Source organism: Pseudomonas sp. Nvir, from assembly GCF_963778085.1.
GTDB classification, from domain to species: domain Bacteria; phylum Pseudomonadota; class Gammaproteobacteria; order Pseudomonadales; family Pseudomonadaceae; genus Aquipseudomonas; species Aquipseudomonas juntendi.
In genome coordinates this window covers 4,934,040-4,950,515 of the sequence record NZ_OY970405.1, presented here as the reverse complement: position 1 = coordinate 4,950,515, position 16,476 = coordinate 4,934,040, and the positions used below count along the sequence as shown (strand labels likewise).

The window sequence follows — 16,476 nt, the reverse complement described above, 5'->3', positions numbered from 1 at the left end:
CTGTACTGGCCTCATCGCGGGCTGGCCTGCTCCCACGGTGAGGTAGGAGCAGCCGCAGTTGGCCTGTACATGCGATTATCTGATCCTTGCACAGACCCATCACAGGCCCGAATGTGAAAACCCGATCCGAAGAACTCCAGGTGTTCGTCGCCGTCATCGACTGCGGCTCGATCTCCGCCGCTGCCGAGCAGATGGGCCAGACCCCGTCCGCCGTCAGCCGCACGTTGTCGCGCCTGGAGGGCAAGCTGGGCACCACTCTGGTCAATCGCACCACCCGGCGTATGGACCTCACCGAGGAAGGGCGTTTTTTCCTCGACCGCGCGCGGTTGATCCTGCAGCAGATGGACGACATGGAAGAGCGCCTGTCGATGAACCGCCAGACCCCTACCGGGCGCCTGCGCATCAACGCTGCCGCCCCTTTCATGCTGCATGCCATTGTGCCGTGGATCGGCGAGTTCCGCCGCCAGTACCCGGGCATAGAGCTGGAGTTGAACACCGACGACCTGATCATCGACCTGCTGGAGCACAGCACCGACGTGGCGATTCGCATCGGCGAACTGGCCGACTCCAGCCTGCATGCACGCAACCTCGGCTGCAGCCCGGTGCAGGTGCTGGCAAGCCCCGCCTACCTGGCGCAGCATGGTACGCCCCAGCGTGTCGAGGACCTGGCCAACCACTGCCTGCTTGGCTTCAGCCAACCCGACTCACTCAACCAGTGGCCGCTACGCCATGCCCAGGGTGACCGCTTCGGCATCCGCCCCGCGTTGCTCGCTTCCAGCGGCGAGACCCTGCGCCAGCTGGCGCTGGCCGGGGAGGGCATCGTCAGCCTGTCGCATTTCATGACCCACGAAGACATTCGCAGCGGGCGCTTGCAGGTGCTGTTGGGTGAAGCCAACAACGGTTACCGGCAACCGATTCACGCGGTGTACTACCGCAACACGCAGCTGGCCCTGCGTATTCAGTGCTTTCTGGATTTCATCCAGCGCAAGCTGGCCATGTACGCCTGCTGATTTGCCTGAACGCGACAAAGCCTGCCCACGGGCGGCGAAACGCCCTGCGGGCGATTGCACAGTCCATGCGCATCGGCCTTACTGACTGCTCGACAAAAACAACACCAAGGAAGTGTCATGCGTATTGTCCCGTTTCAGTACCTGGCTCTCGCAACCGCGATCCTGAGCTGTTCCTCGGTTTACGCTGCGGATCTGGAAGGCGGTGCAGTGGCTGCCCCCGATCAATATGGTGCACAGGTCGCCGCCGATATCCTGAAAAAGGGCGGCAACGCAGTCGATGCCGCCGTGGCCACGGCCTTCACCCTGGCGGTGACCTATCCCGAGGCCGGCAATATCGGCGGCGGCGGTTTCATGACCCTGTTCGTCGACGGCAAGCCGTATTTCCTCGACTACCGCGAAGTGGCGCCCAAGGCCGCCACGCGCAACATGTATCTGGACGACAAGGGTGAGGTCATCGAGAACCTCAGCCTGGTCGGGGTGCGCGCCGCTGGCGTACCCGGCACGGTGATGGGCTTGTGGGAGGCGCATCGCAAGTTTGGCAAGCTGCCCTGGAGCGAGCTGCTGACCCCGGCCATCGGCTATGCGAAAAATGGCTTCAAGGTCGCGGAAAAGCAGTACCAGTACCGCAACGATGCACAGGGCATGTTCAAGACTGCGACCAACTTCAACGATTACTTCGGCAACATGAAGGTTGGCGAGCTGTTCAGGCAGCCCGAACTGGCCCACACCCTGGAGCGCATCGCCGACAAAGGCGTCAGCGAGTTCTACCAGGGCAAGACTGCCGATTTGCTGGTGGCGCAGATGCAGGCCGACAAGGGCCTGATCACCAAGCAAGACCTGCAGGATTACAAGGCCGTATGGCGTGAGCCGATGGCCGTCAGCTGGCGTGGCAACGTGGTGTATACCGCGCCACCACCCAGCTCCGGCGGTGTAGCCCTGGCTCAGTTGCTGGGCATCAAGGAAGACCGCGCGGCGGACTTCAAAGGGGTGGCGCACAACTCGGCGCAGTACATCCACCTGCTGGCCGAGATCGAGAAGCGCGTGTTCGCCGACCGCGCCGACTACCTCGGTGACCCGGCCTTTACCCAAGTGCCGGTGGATAAACTGGTGGCCAAGGACTACCTGGCCAAGCGCGCTGCGCAGGTCAACCCGAAAGCCATTTCCGACACTGACAAGGTCAAGCCCGGGCTGGAGCCGCACCAGACCACGCACTTTTCCATCGTCGACAAGCACGGCAACGCGGTCAGCAACACCTACACCCTCAACCTCGACTACGGCAGCGGCGTGGTGGTGAAAGGGGCGGGTTTCCTGCTGAACGACGAGATGGACGATTTCAGCGCCAAGCCGGGGGCGGCCAATGCCTTTGGCGTAGTCGGCGGTGATGCCAACGCGATCGAGCCGGGCAAGCGCATGCTGTCGTCGATGAGCCCCAGCCTGATGACCCGTGACGGCAAGGTCGAGCTGGTGATCGGCACCCCGGGTGGTTCGCGGATCTTTACCTCGATCTTCCAGGTGATGAACAACCTGTATGACTACGGCATGCCATTGGACAAGGCGGTGGCGGCGCAGCGTGTGCACCATCAGTTGCTGCCCAAGGACACCATCTACTTCGACAGCTATGCACCGTTGACCGGGCCTGTGGCTGACGGCCTGAAGAAGATGGGGTATGTGCTGGAAGACCAGGGCTGGGAGATGGGGGATATCCAGGCGATCCGGGTGGAAGGGGCAAAGCTGGAGACGGCCTCTGATCCGCGGGGGCGTGGGGTGGGCATGATCGTCAAATAAGCTGCCGCCTGTGCTGGCCTGATCGCCGGCAAGTCAGCTCCCACGGGGATCGCATCAGGGCTGACAGGTGTTTGCCACAAGGTATGCAGCGCCTGTTAGAGCGAGCGCCGCCCGCGCGGCGCATCGCGAGCTGCGCTCGCTCCTACGTTTGTTTCGGGCCAATTATTCCTGTGGGATTTGCGCGCGAACGCCTTGGCGCATGCCTCAAAATCGCGTCGTACGAACAAGGCGGCCGCGCGCATCTGGCACAGGGGTTACTGGCCCGAAACAAACGTAGGAGCGAGCGCAGCTCGCGATGCGCCGCGCGGGCGGCGCTCAATCTCACAGGCACTGAAGATGCAGCGGCTACCCTTGCCAGGAACCATAGAATCCCCCACAGGTACGGCGCTGTTTCTGATCCTGCACCGTTGCTGTGGCAGCCTGGCTTGCCGGCCCTGGGCCGCTCAGCGGCCCCCGGGCTTGCAGTCAGACGCGGAACTGGCTGACCAGCGTCTGCAACTGCCCACCCAGGCGCGCCAGTTCGACGCTGGACGCTGCCGTTTCATTGCTGGCCGCCGCCGTCTGCTCAGACACATCGCGCACATTGAGGATGCTGCGGCTGATCTCCTCGGCCACCGCACTCTGCTGCTCTGCGGCCGCGGCAATTTGCTGGTTCATCGACTGAATGCCCGACACCGTGCTGGTAATGCTCTCCAGCGAGGCCCCGGCCTTGCGCGCCAGTTCCACGCTGCTGTCGGTCAGGGTGCGGCTGCCTTGCATGGCGCTGGCCACTTGCTGCGTACCCTGCTGCAGGCCAGCAATCAGCTCTTCGATTTCTTCGGTGGACTTTTGCGTACGCTGCGCCAGGCCGCGTACTTCATCGGCCACCACGGCGAAGCCGCGCCCGGCTTCACCCGCCCGCGCCGCCTCGATCGCCGCGTTCAGCGCCAGCAGGTTGGTCTGTTCTGCCACCGACTTGATCACGTCCATCACACTGCCGATTTTCTGGCTTTCCTGTTGCAGCAGGCTCATGGCTTCAGTGGAACGGTGCATGTCCTGGGCCAGGCGCTCGATCTGGCCGATCGCTTCACCGACCACACGGTCGCCGGCGCGGGCTTGCTCGTCGGCACCGGTGGCGGCGTGCGAAGCCTGTTCGGCATTGCGCGCCACTTCTTGCACGGTGGCGGCCATTTCGTGCATGGCGGTGGCCACCTGGTCGGTTTCGACCTTCTGGCTATTGGCCCCGGCACTGGTCTGTTCGGTCACTGCCGACAGTTCTTCGGCAGCGCTGGCGATCTGGGTCACGCCGTCGCGGATGCCGCTGATCAGCTCGCGCAAGGTGGTACCCATGCGCGCGATGCCTTGCTGCAGCACGCCCAATTCGTCGCGGCGGGTGACGCGCAGTTGCTGGGTCAGGTCGCCACTGGCGATCTTTTCCACCGCCAGCAGCGTTTCGCGCAACGGGCGGGTGATCTGCCGGGTGATCAACACCGCCCCCAGCACGCCGACCAGCAATGCCAGCAGCGTAGCGATGGCCTGCAGGCTGCGGGCCTGGCTGCTTTCGACGTCGCGACGCTGCAGCTGGATCTGGTACAGCGCATCGCTGCGCTTGACGATATCGGCACCCTGTACGGTCATTTCCGCACGCGCGGTGGTGATGCTGGCGACCGCATCGCGGAACTGGCGTACGGCATCACGGTAGGCCCGTACCGCGCTTTCCAGTTGCTGCAGGCGTGTGCTTTCACCCGGCATCTGGCCTTTGAGGTTGTCGACATTGGCCAGTGCCGCATCCAGCTGGCGCAGGGCGGCCTGCTCGTTGCTGGCACTGTTGTCGGCAATGTAGCCGCGCACGTCGATGCGCACCTGCAGCAACTGCTGGCGCGCCTGGCTGATCAGTTGGTACTGGGCCAGGCGCACGCTGTCGGCTTCCGGGCGGGCCATGACTTCCTGGCTGAGCAGGTCCATGGCCTGGTCGGCGCCGGCGGCCGAGCTGTCCATGGTGCTACGCGCTGCGCGCGTGGCGTCGTAGCCTTGGCGCATCTTGTTCAGCGACAGCTTGTAGGCGCTGATGGTTTCCCCCAGCTCACCCAGCAGCTTGACGTTCTCGGGGCTCTTGAACGTACTGGCCAGGTAGGCCTGCTGCTTGCTGAAGGCGTTCAGCTTGGCCTGGGTGTTGGCGGCCGCGGCATCGTCGCCATTGGCGATCATGTACTGCAGGCGGGCCACGCGCAGGTCGGTCAGGTCTTTGTTCAACTGGCCGATGTCGCTCATCCAGTTGCTACGGTCGATCAGGCTGCCCAGGCTGGTCCAGCCAGTCAGGGCCAGCAGGCCGGTGAGGACAAGCACCAGGCCGAAGCCCAGGCCCAGTTTGAGGTTGACGCTGATGTTGGCAAACCAGCTGTTCATGCACGCACTCCAGAAATAGTTTTCGCTCTTTTGATGTTCGATCGCCAGGCGTTATTGTTCTGGATGCCCGCTGATTCATGCAGGGGTTATCGGCAATGCTGCGGGAAGCTGAAACGCTTTTTCAGCAAAAAAAGCGTGCGGGTTTTTGCAGGCGCGGCCTTGCCGGTGCCCCGGACCGGTGGGAAAGGGCCGCGAAGCGGCCCCAGGGTTCCAGCGGTGACGCAGCAGCCTGTTGGCGAGGTGTCAGAGGCTGCGGGCACTGAAGGTGTCGCAGCGGTCCACTTCACCTTCGGCAAACCCGGTCTTGAACCAGCGTACGCGCTGGGCCGAGGTGCCATGGGTAAATGAGTCCGGCACCACACGGCCGCGCCCTTGCTGTTGCAGGCGGTCATCGCCAATGGCGTTGGCAGCGTTCAGCGCCTCCTCTACATCGCCCGGCTCCAGCCAGTTCAGGCGCTTCTGTGCCTGGTAGGCCCAGACACCCGCCAGGCAGTCCGCCTGCAGTTCCTGGCGTACCAGCAACCCATTGTCGCCCTCCATGCGCTGGCCACTGCGGCGGGCGGCGTCGACCTTGGCCGAAACCCCCAGCAAGGTCTGCACGTGGTGGCCAATTTCGTGGGCGATGACGTAGGCCTGGGCAAAGTCGCCGGCCGCGGCGAAGCGGGTTTCCATTTCGCGGAAGAACGACATGTCTAGGTACACGCGCTGGTCGGCCGGGCAATAGAACGGCCCCACGGCCGCAGAGGCAGCGCCGCAGGCCGAATTGACCTGGCCACTGAACAGCACCAGCTTGGGGTCGCGGTACTGTTTGCCTGCTTCGGCGAACAATGCTTTCCAGGTGTCCTCGGTATCGCCCAGGATCGAGGCCACGAACTGGGCCTGTTCATCGTTGGCCGGCGGCGCCTTGGCGCCAGCACCGCTTGGCGCGGTCTGGGTCTGCTGCTGCTCCACCTGGCCGGCCAACTGGCCGAGGATCTGCAGCGGGTCCTGCCCGGTCAACCAGCCGATGCCGACGATCAGCAGGATCGCCCCCAGGCCCAGGCCCTTGCCGCCGCCAAAGCGCATGCCGCCCCCACCGCCACCTTCGCCCCGGGCATCGACTACGTTGTCGCTGCGTCGGCCTTTTCGCCATTCCATGAGTGCTCTCCCGAGCGTGAAACAAGAAGTGAAAGATTAGTTCACGACAGCAGCGGGTGTCAGGTCCAGGTGGTCATGCATAACCAAATGGATATGTTTGAAGTGCCTCATTTCAATATTCACCGCGCGCGACATGCCGGAAACTGTAAGTAGGAGCGGGCTTGCCCGCGAAGGGTTCAATAAGCCCGCCTGTGCATCTCCATAATTCCAAGAGAGGAAACCGGCATGCCCGCCCAGGACAACAGCCGCTTCGTGATCCGTGATCGCAACTGGCACCCCAAAGCCCTCACCCCCGACTACAAGACCTCCGTTGCCCGCTCGCCGCGCCAGGCGCTGGTCAGCATTCCGCAATCGATCAGCGAAACCACCGGCCCGGATTTTTCCCACCTGGGCTTCGGTGCCCATGACCATGACCTGCTGCTGAATTTCAATAACGGTGGCCTGCCGATCGGTGAGCGCATCATCGTTGCCGGCCGCGTTGTGGACCAGTACGGCAAGCCTGTGCCCAATACCCTGGTGGAAATGTGGCAAGCCAACGCCGGTGGCCGCTACCGCCACAAGAACGACCGCTACCTGGCACCGCTGGACCCCAACTTCGGCGGTGTCGGCCGCTGCCTGACCGACCGTGACGGCTACTACAGCTTCCGCACCATCAAGCCGGGCCCGTACCCGTGGCGCAACGGCCCGAACGACTGGCGCCCGGCGCACATCCACTTCGCCATCAGCGGCCCGTCGATCGCCACCAAGCTGATCACCCAGCTGTATTTCGAAGGCGACCCGCTGATCCCGATGTGCCCGATCGTCAAGTCGATCGCCAACCCGCAAGCTGTGCAGCAGTTGATTGCCAAGCTCGACATGAGCAACGCCAACCCGATGGACTGCCTGGCCTACCGCTTCGACATCGTGCTGCGCGGCCAGCGCAAGACCCACTTCGAAAACTGCTGAGGACCCCGCCATGCCAATCGAACTGCTGCCGGAAACCCCTTCGCAGACCGCCGGCCCCTACGTGCACATCGGCCTGGCCCTGGAAGCGGCCGGCAACCCTACCCGTGACCAGGAAATCTGGAACCGCCTGGCCAAGCCCGACGCCCCGGGTGAGCACATTCAGCTGATCGGCCATGTCTACGACGGCAACGGCCACCTGGTGCGCGACTCGTTCCTGGAAGTGTGGCAAGCCGATGCCAACGGCGAGTACCAGGATGCCTACAACCTGGAAAACGCGTTCAACAGCTTCGGCCGCACCGCCACCACCTTCGACGCCGGTGAGTGGACGCTGTACACGGTCAAGCCCGGCGTGGTGAACAATGCCGCTGGCGTACCAATGGCGCCGCACATCAACATCAGCCTGTTTGCCCGTGGCATCAACATCCACCTGCACACGCGCCTGTATTTCGATGATGAAGCGCCGCTCAATGCCAAGTGCCCGGTGCTCAACCTGATCGAGCAGCCGCAGCGGCGCGAGACGCTGATTGCCAAGCGTTGTGAAGTGGACGGGAAAACGGCGTATCGCTTTGATATCCGTATTCAGGGGGAAGGCGAGACGGTGTTCTTCGACTTTTGATGTAGACGTCGGGGCCGCCGAGCGGCCCCGATGCCTCAGCCTGCAACGGGTTTGAGGTCGAACGCACCGGCCTGATGTTGAAACAGCAGGCAATCGGCAGCCGCCGTGCAGCCACTTTCATGTATCAACCCGGCCGGCAGATTGTAATACGCGCCTGCTGGATACTCGATGCGCTTGCCGTCGATCACCGCATAGAAGGTCCCCTTCAGCACGACCGTCGGCAGTGCCTGGCTGTGCTGGTGCAGGCCGTTGTCGGTGCCTTTGCTGAATTCCACATAGGCCGAGTAGGGCCCCTTGCCGAAGATATCGCCTTCAACGTTGGCGAAACTGACAGCGCCATTGGTATTGGGCACGTCCTGCCAGTTCAAGGCCGTGTGGTCGGTGACTGAAACGATTGGTTGTGCCGCGTTGGCGCCAACTGTCAAGGTGCCGAGTGCCAACGCTGCGATGAATGCCTGCACTGCTTTCATGCTGGAGAACCTTTGTTGAGTGATGATCAACAAAAGGCTACCTCACCGTTCGGGGCACAAATACGGGCAAAACCAGCCATGACTTGTGTCAATCGCGCACAAATCAATATTCCCACCTCGCTTGTGAATAGTACGCCTGCACGTAATCCAGCAATGCTCGCACCTTGGGCGGCAGGTAGCGGCTCTGTGGATAAACCGCGTAAAGCGTGCGCGCTGGCAGTTTCCAGCCTTCCAGCACCGGTACCAGCCGCCCGTTCTGCAGGGCATCGTGGACGATGAAGCGGTCGAAGCTGGCGATTCCGAGGGCGCCTATGGCGGCAGCGCGCAGGGCCATCGGCGAATTCGCACTCAGGCGTCGGGGCATGAGTATGTCGCGCTGTTCGCCTTGGTTGTTGGTCAGTTGCAGGCGCTGTGGGTGCGGTAGCTGGCTATAGCCGAGCAGGGGGTGGCCAGTGAGTTCGTCGGGCGTAGCCGGTGTGCCGTGTCGCTGCAGATAACCCGGGGCTGCTACCAGCAACACCTCGCTGCCCGTCAGCCGGCGCGCCACCAGGCTGGAGTTTGGTAACTGGTCGGTGACCCGCAAGCACACATCAATTTCCGCTTCGAGAAGGTCGACGAAGCGGTCGCTGCAGTGCAGCTCGATCTGCAACAGGGGATGGCGCTCGACGAAATCCGGTAGCCAGCGACCCAGTTCCAGTTCACCAAAGGCTGTGGCCACGCCCAGGCGCAAGGTGCCGGTGGGCTGTTGCTGATGCTCCGACAATTCCAGGCTCATCGCCTGCATCTGTTCGAGAATCTGCACGCAATGGCGATAGAACAATGCGCCGGCTTCGGTGAGGTGCAAGCGGCGCGTGGTTCGGGTGAGCAATTGCGCGCCGAGGTGGCGTTCAAGCTGCTTTACCTGGCGTGACAGGACGGTATGCGAGACCCCCGCCTGACTGGCAGCGGCGCTGAAACTGCCGAGATCGACCACCCGGCGGAAAGACTGCATGGCACTGAACTGGTCCATCGGCATCACTCTCCTGGCAAGCTGCACTGGGGCCAGCCAGGCCCCAGTGCAGCGCGGATCAGCGCCGGACCAGCAGCACGCCGCTTTCCATATGGTGCGTGTACGGGAATTGATCGAACAGGGCGCAGCGTTCGATACGGTGGGTATCTTGCAGCTGAGCGATGTTCTGCGCCAGCGTTTCCGGGTTGCACGAGATGTACAGGATCCGCTCGAAACGCCGGGTCAACTCGCAGGTATCCGGGTCCATACCCGCACGCGGCGGGTCGACGAACACCGTACCGAAGTCATAGGCTTTCAGGTCAATGCCTTCCAGCCGGCGGAACGGCCGCACCTCGTTCAGCGCCTGGGTCAGCTCTTCAGCCGACAACCGCACCAGCCGCACGTTATTCACAGCGTTTTCGTCGAGGTTGCTCAACGCGGCATTGACCGACGTCTTGCTGATCTCGGTGGCCAGCACCTGGCGCACGCGGGTGGCCAGGGGCAGGGTGAAATTGCCGTTGCCGCAATACAGCTCCAGCAGGTCGTCCTCACGCTCGCCCATTGCCTCGAACGCCCAGCTCAGCATCTTCTGGTTCACGGCACCGTTAGGCTGGGTGAACGCGCCTTCTGGCTGGCGGTAGCTGAACACACGGCCAGCCACGTCGAGTTTTTCCACCGCGTAGTCGCGGCCGATCACTAGGCGCTTGCCTTTGGAGCGGCCAATCACGCTCACGCTCAGCGCCTCGGACAGCTGCCGAGCAGCCACTTCCCAGGCCTCATCCAGCGGGCGGTGGTAGCACAGGGTAATCATGGCGTCGCCAGCCAGGGTGGTAAGGAACTCCACCTGGAACAGGCGGTTGCCCAGTGCTTCGCTGGCCTGCCAGGCTGCCTTCAGGCGCGGCATCAGTTCATTGATGCGCAGGCTGGCAATCGGGAAGTCGTCGATCAGGATCGCCTTGTGCTTCTCGCCCGGGGCGAACATGGCGTAGTGGCGCTGGCCATCCTCGCGCCACAGGCGAAACTCGGCGCGCAGGCGGTAGTGCTCGCGTGGCGAGTCGAAAACAGCCGGCTCTGGTGCGCCGAAGGGTGCCAGCAGCTCGCGCAGCCGGGCGACCTTGGCGTCCAGCTGGATGGCGTAGGAGGAGGGGTCGAAAGCAGCACTCATGCGTTGAACCAGCCCAGCTTGATGACGAACAGGATGGAAAGGATCACCAGCGCCGGGTTCAGGTCGCGGTAGCGGCCGGAAATCAGCTTGACTGCAGTCCAGGCGATGAAGCCGAAGGCAATACCGTTGGCAATCGAGTAGGTCAGCGGCATGGCCAGGGCAGTCACCACCACCGGTGCGGCTTCGGTAACGTCGTCCCAGTTTATCTCCGCCAGGCCCGAGGCCATCAGCACAGCAACGAACAGCAGCGCCGGGGCCGTGGCGAAGGCCGGCACGCTGCCGGCCAACGGTGCGAAGAACAGCGCCAGCAGGAACAGTACGGCGACCACGATGGCCGTCAGGCCGGTACGGCCACCGGCGCTGACGCCGGCAGCGGATTCGATGTAGCTGGTGGTGGTCGAGGTGCCCAGCAGCGAACCGGCCATGGCCGCGGTGCTGTCAGCGATCAGCGCACGGCCCATTTTCGGCATGTGGCCGTCCTTGCCCATCAGCCCTGCGCGCTTGGCCACGCCAATCAGAGTGCCGGAGTTGTCGAACAGATCGACGAACAGGAAGGCGAAGATCACGCTTACCAGGCCCACATCCAGCGCGCCGGCGATATCCAGCTGCAGGAAGGTCGGGGCCAGCGATGGCGGCATGGAGACGATGCCGCCGAACGGCGTCACGCCCATCACGATCGCCGCGACGGTCACCGCCAGGATGCCGATCAGCACGGCGCCGCGCACTTTCAGTGCTTCCAGGCCGACAATCAGGAAGAAGCCCAGCGTGGCGAGAATCGGGGCCGGTTGCTTGAGGTCACCCAAGCCCACCAGGGTTGCCGGGTTATCGACGACGATGCCGGCATTATGCAGGGCGATCAGCGCCAGGAACAGGCCGATACCGGCAGCAATCGCCGAGCGCAGCGGCAGTGGGATGCTGTTCACGATCCATTCACGGATACGGAAGATCGACAGCAGGAAGAACATCACTGCCGACAGGAACACTGCACCCAGTGCCACCTGCCAGGTGTGGCCCATGTGCAGCACCACGGTATAGGTGAAGAACGCGTTCAGGCCCATGCCCGGGGCCAGGGCGATCGGGTAGTTGGCGATCAGGCCCATGGTGGTGGAGCCGATGGCGGCTGCCAGGCAGGTGGCGACAAAGATCGCCCCCTTGTCCATGCCGGTCTCGCCGAGGATGCTCGGGTTGACGAACAGGATGTAGGCCATGGCCAGGAAGGTGGTGACGCCCGCAAGAATCTCGGTGCGCACGTTGGTGTTGTGTGCTTTTAGTTGAAACAGCCTTTCCAGCATTCCCGCTCCCAAGGCGCCCGGCGCCACGAATATATCGACCCCAACAGCAAAGCACAGACCGTACCGCTTGCCGTGGTTTTGTGTGGGGCGGAAAAAAGCCGCGCATCATACCAGCATGCTCGGCGGTGGCCTATGGCCGTTGGGGAATGGGTTCGCTGTAGCCTGTATTGGTCCTGTGGCCGGCAACCCATCAACCGCTGTGCAACCGATCCCGCTTGGCCAGTGTAGGGAACAGTTTTATCCACACCCCGGTCACCAGCAACGTGCCCACCCCACCCATCACCACTGCCGGCACTGTGCCAAACCAGTGCGCCGTCACCCCCGACTCGAACTCGCCGAGCTGATTTGAGGCACCAATGAACAGCCCGTTCACCGCGCTCACCCGCCCGCGCATCTCATCGGGCGTTTCCAGTTGCACGAACGAACTGCGGATGACCATGCTGATCATGTCTGCCGCGCCCAGTACCACCAGCACCGCCAGCGAAAACCAGAACGAGGTGGACAGGCCGAAGGCAATGGTGGCCACGCCAAAAATACCCACTGCGGTGAACATGGTCCGCCCGACATTGCGCTCGAACGGAAAACGCGCGAGCCACAGCGACATCAGCAACGCCCCCACCGCTGGCGCCGAGCGCAACAGGCCCAGGCCCAGCGGGCCAGTGAGCAGTATGTCCTTGGCGAACACCGGCAGCAGCGCCGTGGCACCGCCCAGCAGCACAGCGAACAGGTCCAGCGAAATGGCCCCAAGAATGTCCGGGCGGCTACGAATGAAGCGGATCCCTGCCAGCAGCGACTCGACGCTGGCACGCCCACGCTGGGTAACCTGGCCGCGTGCCTGCAGGCTCAGGGTCAGGATGCAGGCGATGGCGTACAGGGCCACCGTCGGGCCATACACCCAGATGCTGCCAAAGGCGTACAGAAAACCGCCCACCGCTGGGGCGACGATGGTCGCCGACTGGGTGGCCGAGGCCGAAGCGGCCACCGCCCGTGGGAACAGCCCTGGCGGTACCACGTTGGGTAGCAGCGCCTGGGTGGCTGGCATTTCGAACGAGCGCGTGGCGCCCAGCAGGAAGGCCAGGGCAAAAATCAGTTCCCGGGTAACGTTGTCGGTGGCGCTGCCCACGGCCAGCGCCAGGGCAATCAGCCCCTGCAGGCTCTGGCACAGCGCTGCGACCTTGCGCCTGTCATAGCGGTCGGCGACATGCCCGGTGTGCAGCATGAACAGCACCCGAGGGGCGAATTCGACCAGGCCTACCAGGCCCAGGTCCAGAACATTGCCGGTCAATTGGTAGAGGTGCCAGCCAATGGCCACGGTGAGCATCTGGAAGCCACTGGCGGTGAATACACGGGCCAGCCAGAAGGCCAGAAACGGGCGGTGCTGGCGCAACAACTGCGGTGCGGAATCGGACATCGGAACCCTGGGGCCTCGGCGCAGTGGAGGGGGGCGCAGCGTATCATCTGTTTGTAACAAACAGTTACTGTTTGCCCGGGTCAGCACTTTTTCGCGCGTCATGAAAGCCGGTGGGGCAACCGGTCACGCGGCAATCCACCGCACGGCCCAACCGTGCATTCAGGACTATGCTTCCTAGCAGTCGTTGATCTGGATCAATCGTTCCAGAACTAACGAATGGGCCCAGTGGGCCGGAATCCCTGCGATCGAACAGAACAATTCCAACGCGCCGTACTCGACCCAGTGGGGGCAGTGGGCGACGGTGCCACGAGCCCGTACGCCGGATTATCTGAAGAGGAAGCACCATGTTCGGAATAGAAGCCTTAGAGCTCGCCCGAATGCAGTTCGCCTTTACCGTGTCGTTCCACATCCTGTTCCCAGCCATTACCATTGGCCTGGCCAGCTACCTGGCGGTGCTCGAAGGCCTGTGGTTGCGCACCCACAACCAGGTCTACCGCGACCTCTACCATTTCTGGTCGAAGATCTTCGCGGTGAACTTCGGCATGGGGGTGGTCTCGGGGTTGGTCATGGCTTACCAGTTCGGTACCAACTGGAGCCGCTTCTCCGACTTCGCCGGCGCGGTTACCGGCCCACTGCTCACCTACGAGGTGCTCACCGCCTTCTTCCTCGAAGCCGGTTTCCTCGGGGTCATGCTGTTCGGCTGGAATCGTGTGGGCAGAGGGCTGCACTTCTTCTCCACGCTGATGGTGGCACTGGGTACGCTGGTGTCCACGTTCTGGATCCTGGCCTCCAACAGTTGGATGCAAACCCCGCAAGGCCACGAGATCATCGATGGCCGGGTAGTGCCGGTAGACTGGCTGGCCGTGGTGTTCAACCCCTCGTTCCCGTACCGCCTGATGCACATGGCCACGGCCGCGTTCGTGTCCACCGCGTTCTTCGTCGGCGCCTCGGCGGCCTGGCACCTGCTGCGCGGGCGGGACAACCCGGCGGTGCGCAAGATGCTGTCGATGGCCATGTGGATGGCACTGATCGTCGCCCCGATCCAGGCGGTGATCGGCGACTTCCACGGCCTCAACACGCTCAAGCACCAACCGGTGAAGATCGCTGCGATCGAAGGCCACTGGGAGAACGTGCCCGGTGAGCCGACGCCGCTGATCCTTTTCGGCATTCCTGACATGCAGGCCGAAACCACCCGCTTCAAGCTTGAGATCCCGGCGCTTGGCAGCCTGATCCTGACCCACAGCCTGGACAAGCAGGTGCCGGCGATGAAGGACTTCCCGCCAGAAGACCGGCCCAACTCGACCATTGTGTTCTGGTCGTTCCGCATCATGGTCGGCCTGGGCCTGCTGATGATCTTCGTTGGCCTGTGGAGCCTCTGGCTACGCAAGCGGGGCACGCTGTACACCTCGCGGCCGTTCCTGCACATGGCAGTGTGGATGGGGCCCTCCGGCCTGGTGGCGCTGCTGGCCGGCTGGTTCACCACTGAAATTGGCCGCCAGCCCTGGGTGGTGTACGGCTTGCTGCGCACCGCAGACGGGGTGTCCAACCACAGCTATGCGCAGCTTGGCTTTACCCTGGTGGCGTTCGTGGTGGTGTATTTCGCCCTGTTCGGCACCGGCCTTGGCTACATGCTGCGCCTGGTGCGCAAGGGCCCGCAGACCGGTGAGGGTGACGAAATCAACCCAGGTGGCCCCGGCACCAAACGCACCCCGGCGCGGCCGCTGTCCGCCGCCGATGATGGCCACGAGGCCAACACCGCCAGCCTGAACAAGGGGAACTGAGCCATGGGTATCGACCTTCCGCTGATCTGGGCGGTGATCATCATCTTCGGCGTGATGATGTACGTAGTGATGGATGGTTTCGACCTGGGCATCGGCATGCTTTTCCCGTTCGTGAAGGGCGAGCATGACCGTGATGTGATGATGAACACCGTCGCCCCGGTGTGGGACGGCAACGAAACCTGGCTGGTGCTCGGGGGGGCCGGGCTGTTCGGGGCCTTCCCGATGGCCTACTCGGTAGTGCTCGAAGCGTTGTACTTGCCATTGATCCTGATGCTGATCGGCTTGATCTTCCGGGGGGTGGCCTTTGAATTCCGCTTCAAGGCCACCGCCCGCAAGCGGCACATCTGGGACAAGGCATTCATCTGGGGTTCGCTGATCGCCACCTTCTTCCAGGGGGTGGCGCTGGGCGCGTTCCTGGAAGGGTTCAAGGTGGTCGACCGGCATTTTGCCGGGGGCACCCTCGACTGGTTGACCCCGTTCAGCCTGTTCTGCGGGGTGGGGCTGATCGTGGCCTACACGCTGCTGGGTTGCACCTGGTTGATCATGAAAACCGAAGGGCCGCTGCAGCAGAAAATGCACGAAATCGCCCGTCCCTTGGCGCTGGTGCTGCTGGTGGTGATCGGTATCGTCAGCCTGTGGACGCCGATTGCCTACCCGCAGATCGCCGACCGCTGGTTCAGCATGCCTAACCTGCTGTGGTTCATGCCGGTGCCGTTGCTGGTACTGGTGACGTTCTATGGCTTGCTCAAGGCCGTGGCCCGCAACGCGCACTACACGCCGTTCCTGCTCACGCTGGTGCTGATATTCCTTGGCTACAGCGGCTTGGGCATCAGCCTGTGGCCGAACATCATCCCGCCGTCGATCTCGATCTGGGATGCCGCAGCGCCAGCACAAAGCCAGGGCTTCATGCTGGTTGGCACCCTGTTCATCCTGCCGTTCATCCTCGGGTATACCTTCTGGAGCTACTACGTGTTCCGCGGCAAGGTGACCCATGACGACGGCTACCACTAGGAGGCCCGCATGATGACTGGCAAGCATGGCCTGGAAGAAAAGAAACCGTTGTGGCAGCGGCTGGGTTGGCTGGTGTTGATCTGGGCGTTGAGCGTGGCCGCACTGGGTGTGGCGGCCTGGGTGATGCGCTTGTTCATGGGGGCTGCTGGCCTGACCACCCATTGAGGTCAGCCTGCTTTGGCCCTATCGCCGGCAAGAGCGAGCGCCGCCCGCGCGGCGCATCGCGAGCTGCGCTCGCTCCTACGTTTGTTTCGGGCCAATTATTCCTGTGGGATTTGCGCGCGAACGCCTTGGCGCATGCCTCAAAATCGCGTCGTACGAACAAGGCGGCCGCGCGCATCTGGCACAGGGGTTACTGGCCCGAAACAAACGTAGGAGCGAGCGCAGCTCGCGATGCGCCGCGCGGGCGGCGCTCGATCTCACAGGCGCTGAAGATGCTGCGGCTACCCTTGCCAGAAACCATAGAATCTCCCACAGGGT

Annotated in this window: 14 protein-coding genes; 7 read left to right on the top strand and 7 right to left on the bottom strand. The window is 63.2% G+C overall.

Annotation, left to right across the window (positions count from 1 at the left end; genetic code table 11):
• The first annotated feature begins 113 nt into the window (after positions 1-113).
• Both AACG97_RS23770 and ggt read left to right on the top strand, forming a co-directional pair.
• On the top strand, positions 114-1,010 hold the full coding sequence (locus tag AACG97_RS23770; protein ID WP_029887177.1) for a LysR family transcriptional regulator: 897 nt from the start codon (positions 114-116) through the stop codon (positions 1,008-1,010).
• Positions 1,011-1,127: 117 nt separating this feature from the next.
• Entirely contained in the window at positions 1,128-2,795 is a 1,668-nt protein-coding gene (ggt, locus tag AACG97_RS23765) for a gamma-glutamyltransferase (RefSeq protein ID WP_047150009.1), read from the top strand.
• Between the two features lie 465 nt (positions 2,796-3,260).
• Here the strand turns inward: ggt and AACG97_RS23760 are convergent, their stop codons facing one another.
• Together AACG97_RS23760 and ypfJ are read right to left on the bottom strand one after the other, a co-directional pair.
• Positions 3,261-5,180, bottom strand: coding sequence for a methyl-accepting chemotaxis protein (locus tag AACG97_RS23760; protein WP_054882058.1), 1,920 nt, complete (start codon positions 5,178-5,180; stop codon positions 3,261-3,263).
• A 243-nt stretch (positions 5,181-5,423) separates the two neighbouring features.
• On the bottom strand, positions 5,424-6,317 hold the full coding sequence (ypfJ, locus tag AACG97_RS23755; RefSeq protein ID WP_009682254.1) for a KPN_02809 family neutral zinc metallopeptidase: 894 nt from the start codon (positions 6,315-6,317) through the stop codon (positions 5,424-5,426).
• 225 nt (positions 6,318-6,542) lie between these two features.
• On the opposite strand from ypfJ, the gene pcaH reads away from it, so the two are divergent.
• Entirely contained in the window at positions 6,543-7,262 is a 720-nt protein-coding gene (gene pcaH, locus AACG97_RS23750; RefSeq protein WP_009682255.1) for a protocatechuate 3,4-dioxygenase subunit beta, read from the top strand.
• 10 nt (positions 7,263-7,272) lie between these two features.
• On the top strand, positions 7,273-7,878 hold the full coding sequence (gene pcaG, locus AACG97_RS23745) for a protocatechuate 3,4-dioxygenase subunit alpha (RefSeq protein WP_009682256.1): 606 nt from the start codon (positions 7,273-7,275) through the stop codon (positions 7,876-7,878).
• 35 nt (positions 7,879-7,913) lie between these two features.
• Here pcaG and AACG97_RS23740 read toward each other — a convergent pair whose 3' ends face one another.
• From AACG97_RS23740 to AACG97_RS23720, 5 genes are all read right to left on the bottom strand, one after another.
• Entirely contained in the window at positions 7,914-8,348 is a 435-nt protein-coding gene (locus tag AACG97_RS23740; protein WP_047149699.1) for a cupin domain-containing protein, read from the bottom strand.
• A gap of 103 nt (positions 8,349-8,451) precedes the next feature.
• On the bottom strand, positions 8,452-9,357 hold the full coding sequence (locus AACG97_RS23735) for a LysR family transcriptional regulator (RefSeq protein ID WP_009682258.1): 906 nt from the start codon (positions 9,355-9,357) through the stop codon (positions 8,452-8,454).
• Between the two features lie 58 nt (positions 9,358-9,415).
• Complete coding sequence (gene trmA, locus AACG97_RS23730; RefSeq protein WP_009682259.1) at positions 9,416-10,501, bottom strand: tRNA (uridine(54)-C5)-methyltransferase TrmA; 1,086 nt, start codon at positions 10,499-10,501, stop codon at positions 9,416-9,418.
• Positions 10,498-11,793: an NCS2 family permease gene (locus tag AACG97_RS23725; protein ID WP_009682260.1), complete on the bottom strand. Its 1,296-nt coding sequence runs from the start codon at positions 11,791-11,793 to the stop codon at positions 10,498-10,500. Before AACG97_RS23725 ends, trmA begins: the two co-directional genes overlap by 4 nt.
• A 190-nt stretch (positions 11,794-11,983) precedes the next feature.
• Positions 11,984-13,204, bottom strand: coding sequence for an MFS transporter (locus tag AACG97_RS23720; protein WP_009682261.1), 1,221 nt, complete (start codon positions 13,202-13,204; stop codon positions 11,984-11,986).
• Between the two features lie 344 nt (positions 13,205-13,548).
• Between AACG97_RS23720 and AACG97_RS23715 the strand changes: the two genes are divergently transcribed.
• The 3 genes from AACG97_RS23715 to AACG97_RS23705 are packed head-to-tail and all read left to right on the top strand — an operon-like array spanning position 13,549 to position 16,161.
• Positions 13,549-14,985 (top strand): cytochrome ubiquinol oxidase subunit I, encoded by a 1,437-nt coding sequence (locus AACG97_RS23715; RefSeq protein WP_009682262.1) that lies wholly within the window; start codon positions 13,549-13,551, stop codon positions 14,983-14,985.
• Between the two features lie 3 nt (positions 14,986-14,988).
• On the top strand, positions 14,989-15,996 hold the full coding sequence (gene cydB / locus AACG97_RS23710; protein ID WP_009682263.1) for a cytochrome d ubiquinol oxidase subunit II: 1,008 nt from the start codon (positions 14,989-14,991) through the stop codon (positions 15,994-15,996).
• Between the two features lie 9 nt (positions 15,997-16,005).
• A complete protein-coding gene (locus AACG97_RS23705) occupies positions 16,006-16,161 on the top strand; it encodes a DUF2474 domain-containing protein (protein WP_009682264.1) in 156 nt (51 codons plus the stop codon).
• Positions 16,162-16,476 lie beyond the last annotated feature (315 nt).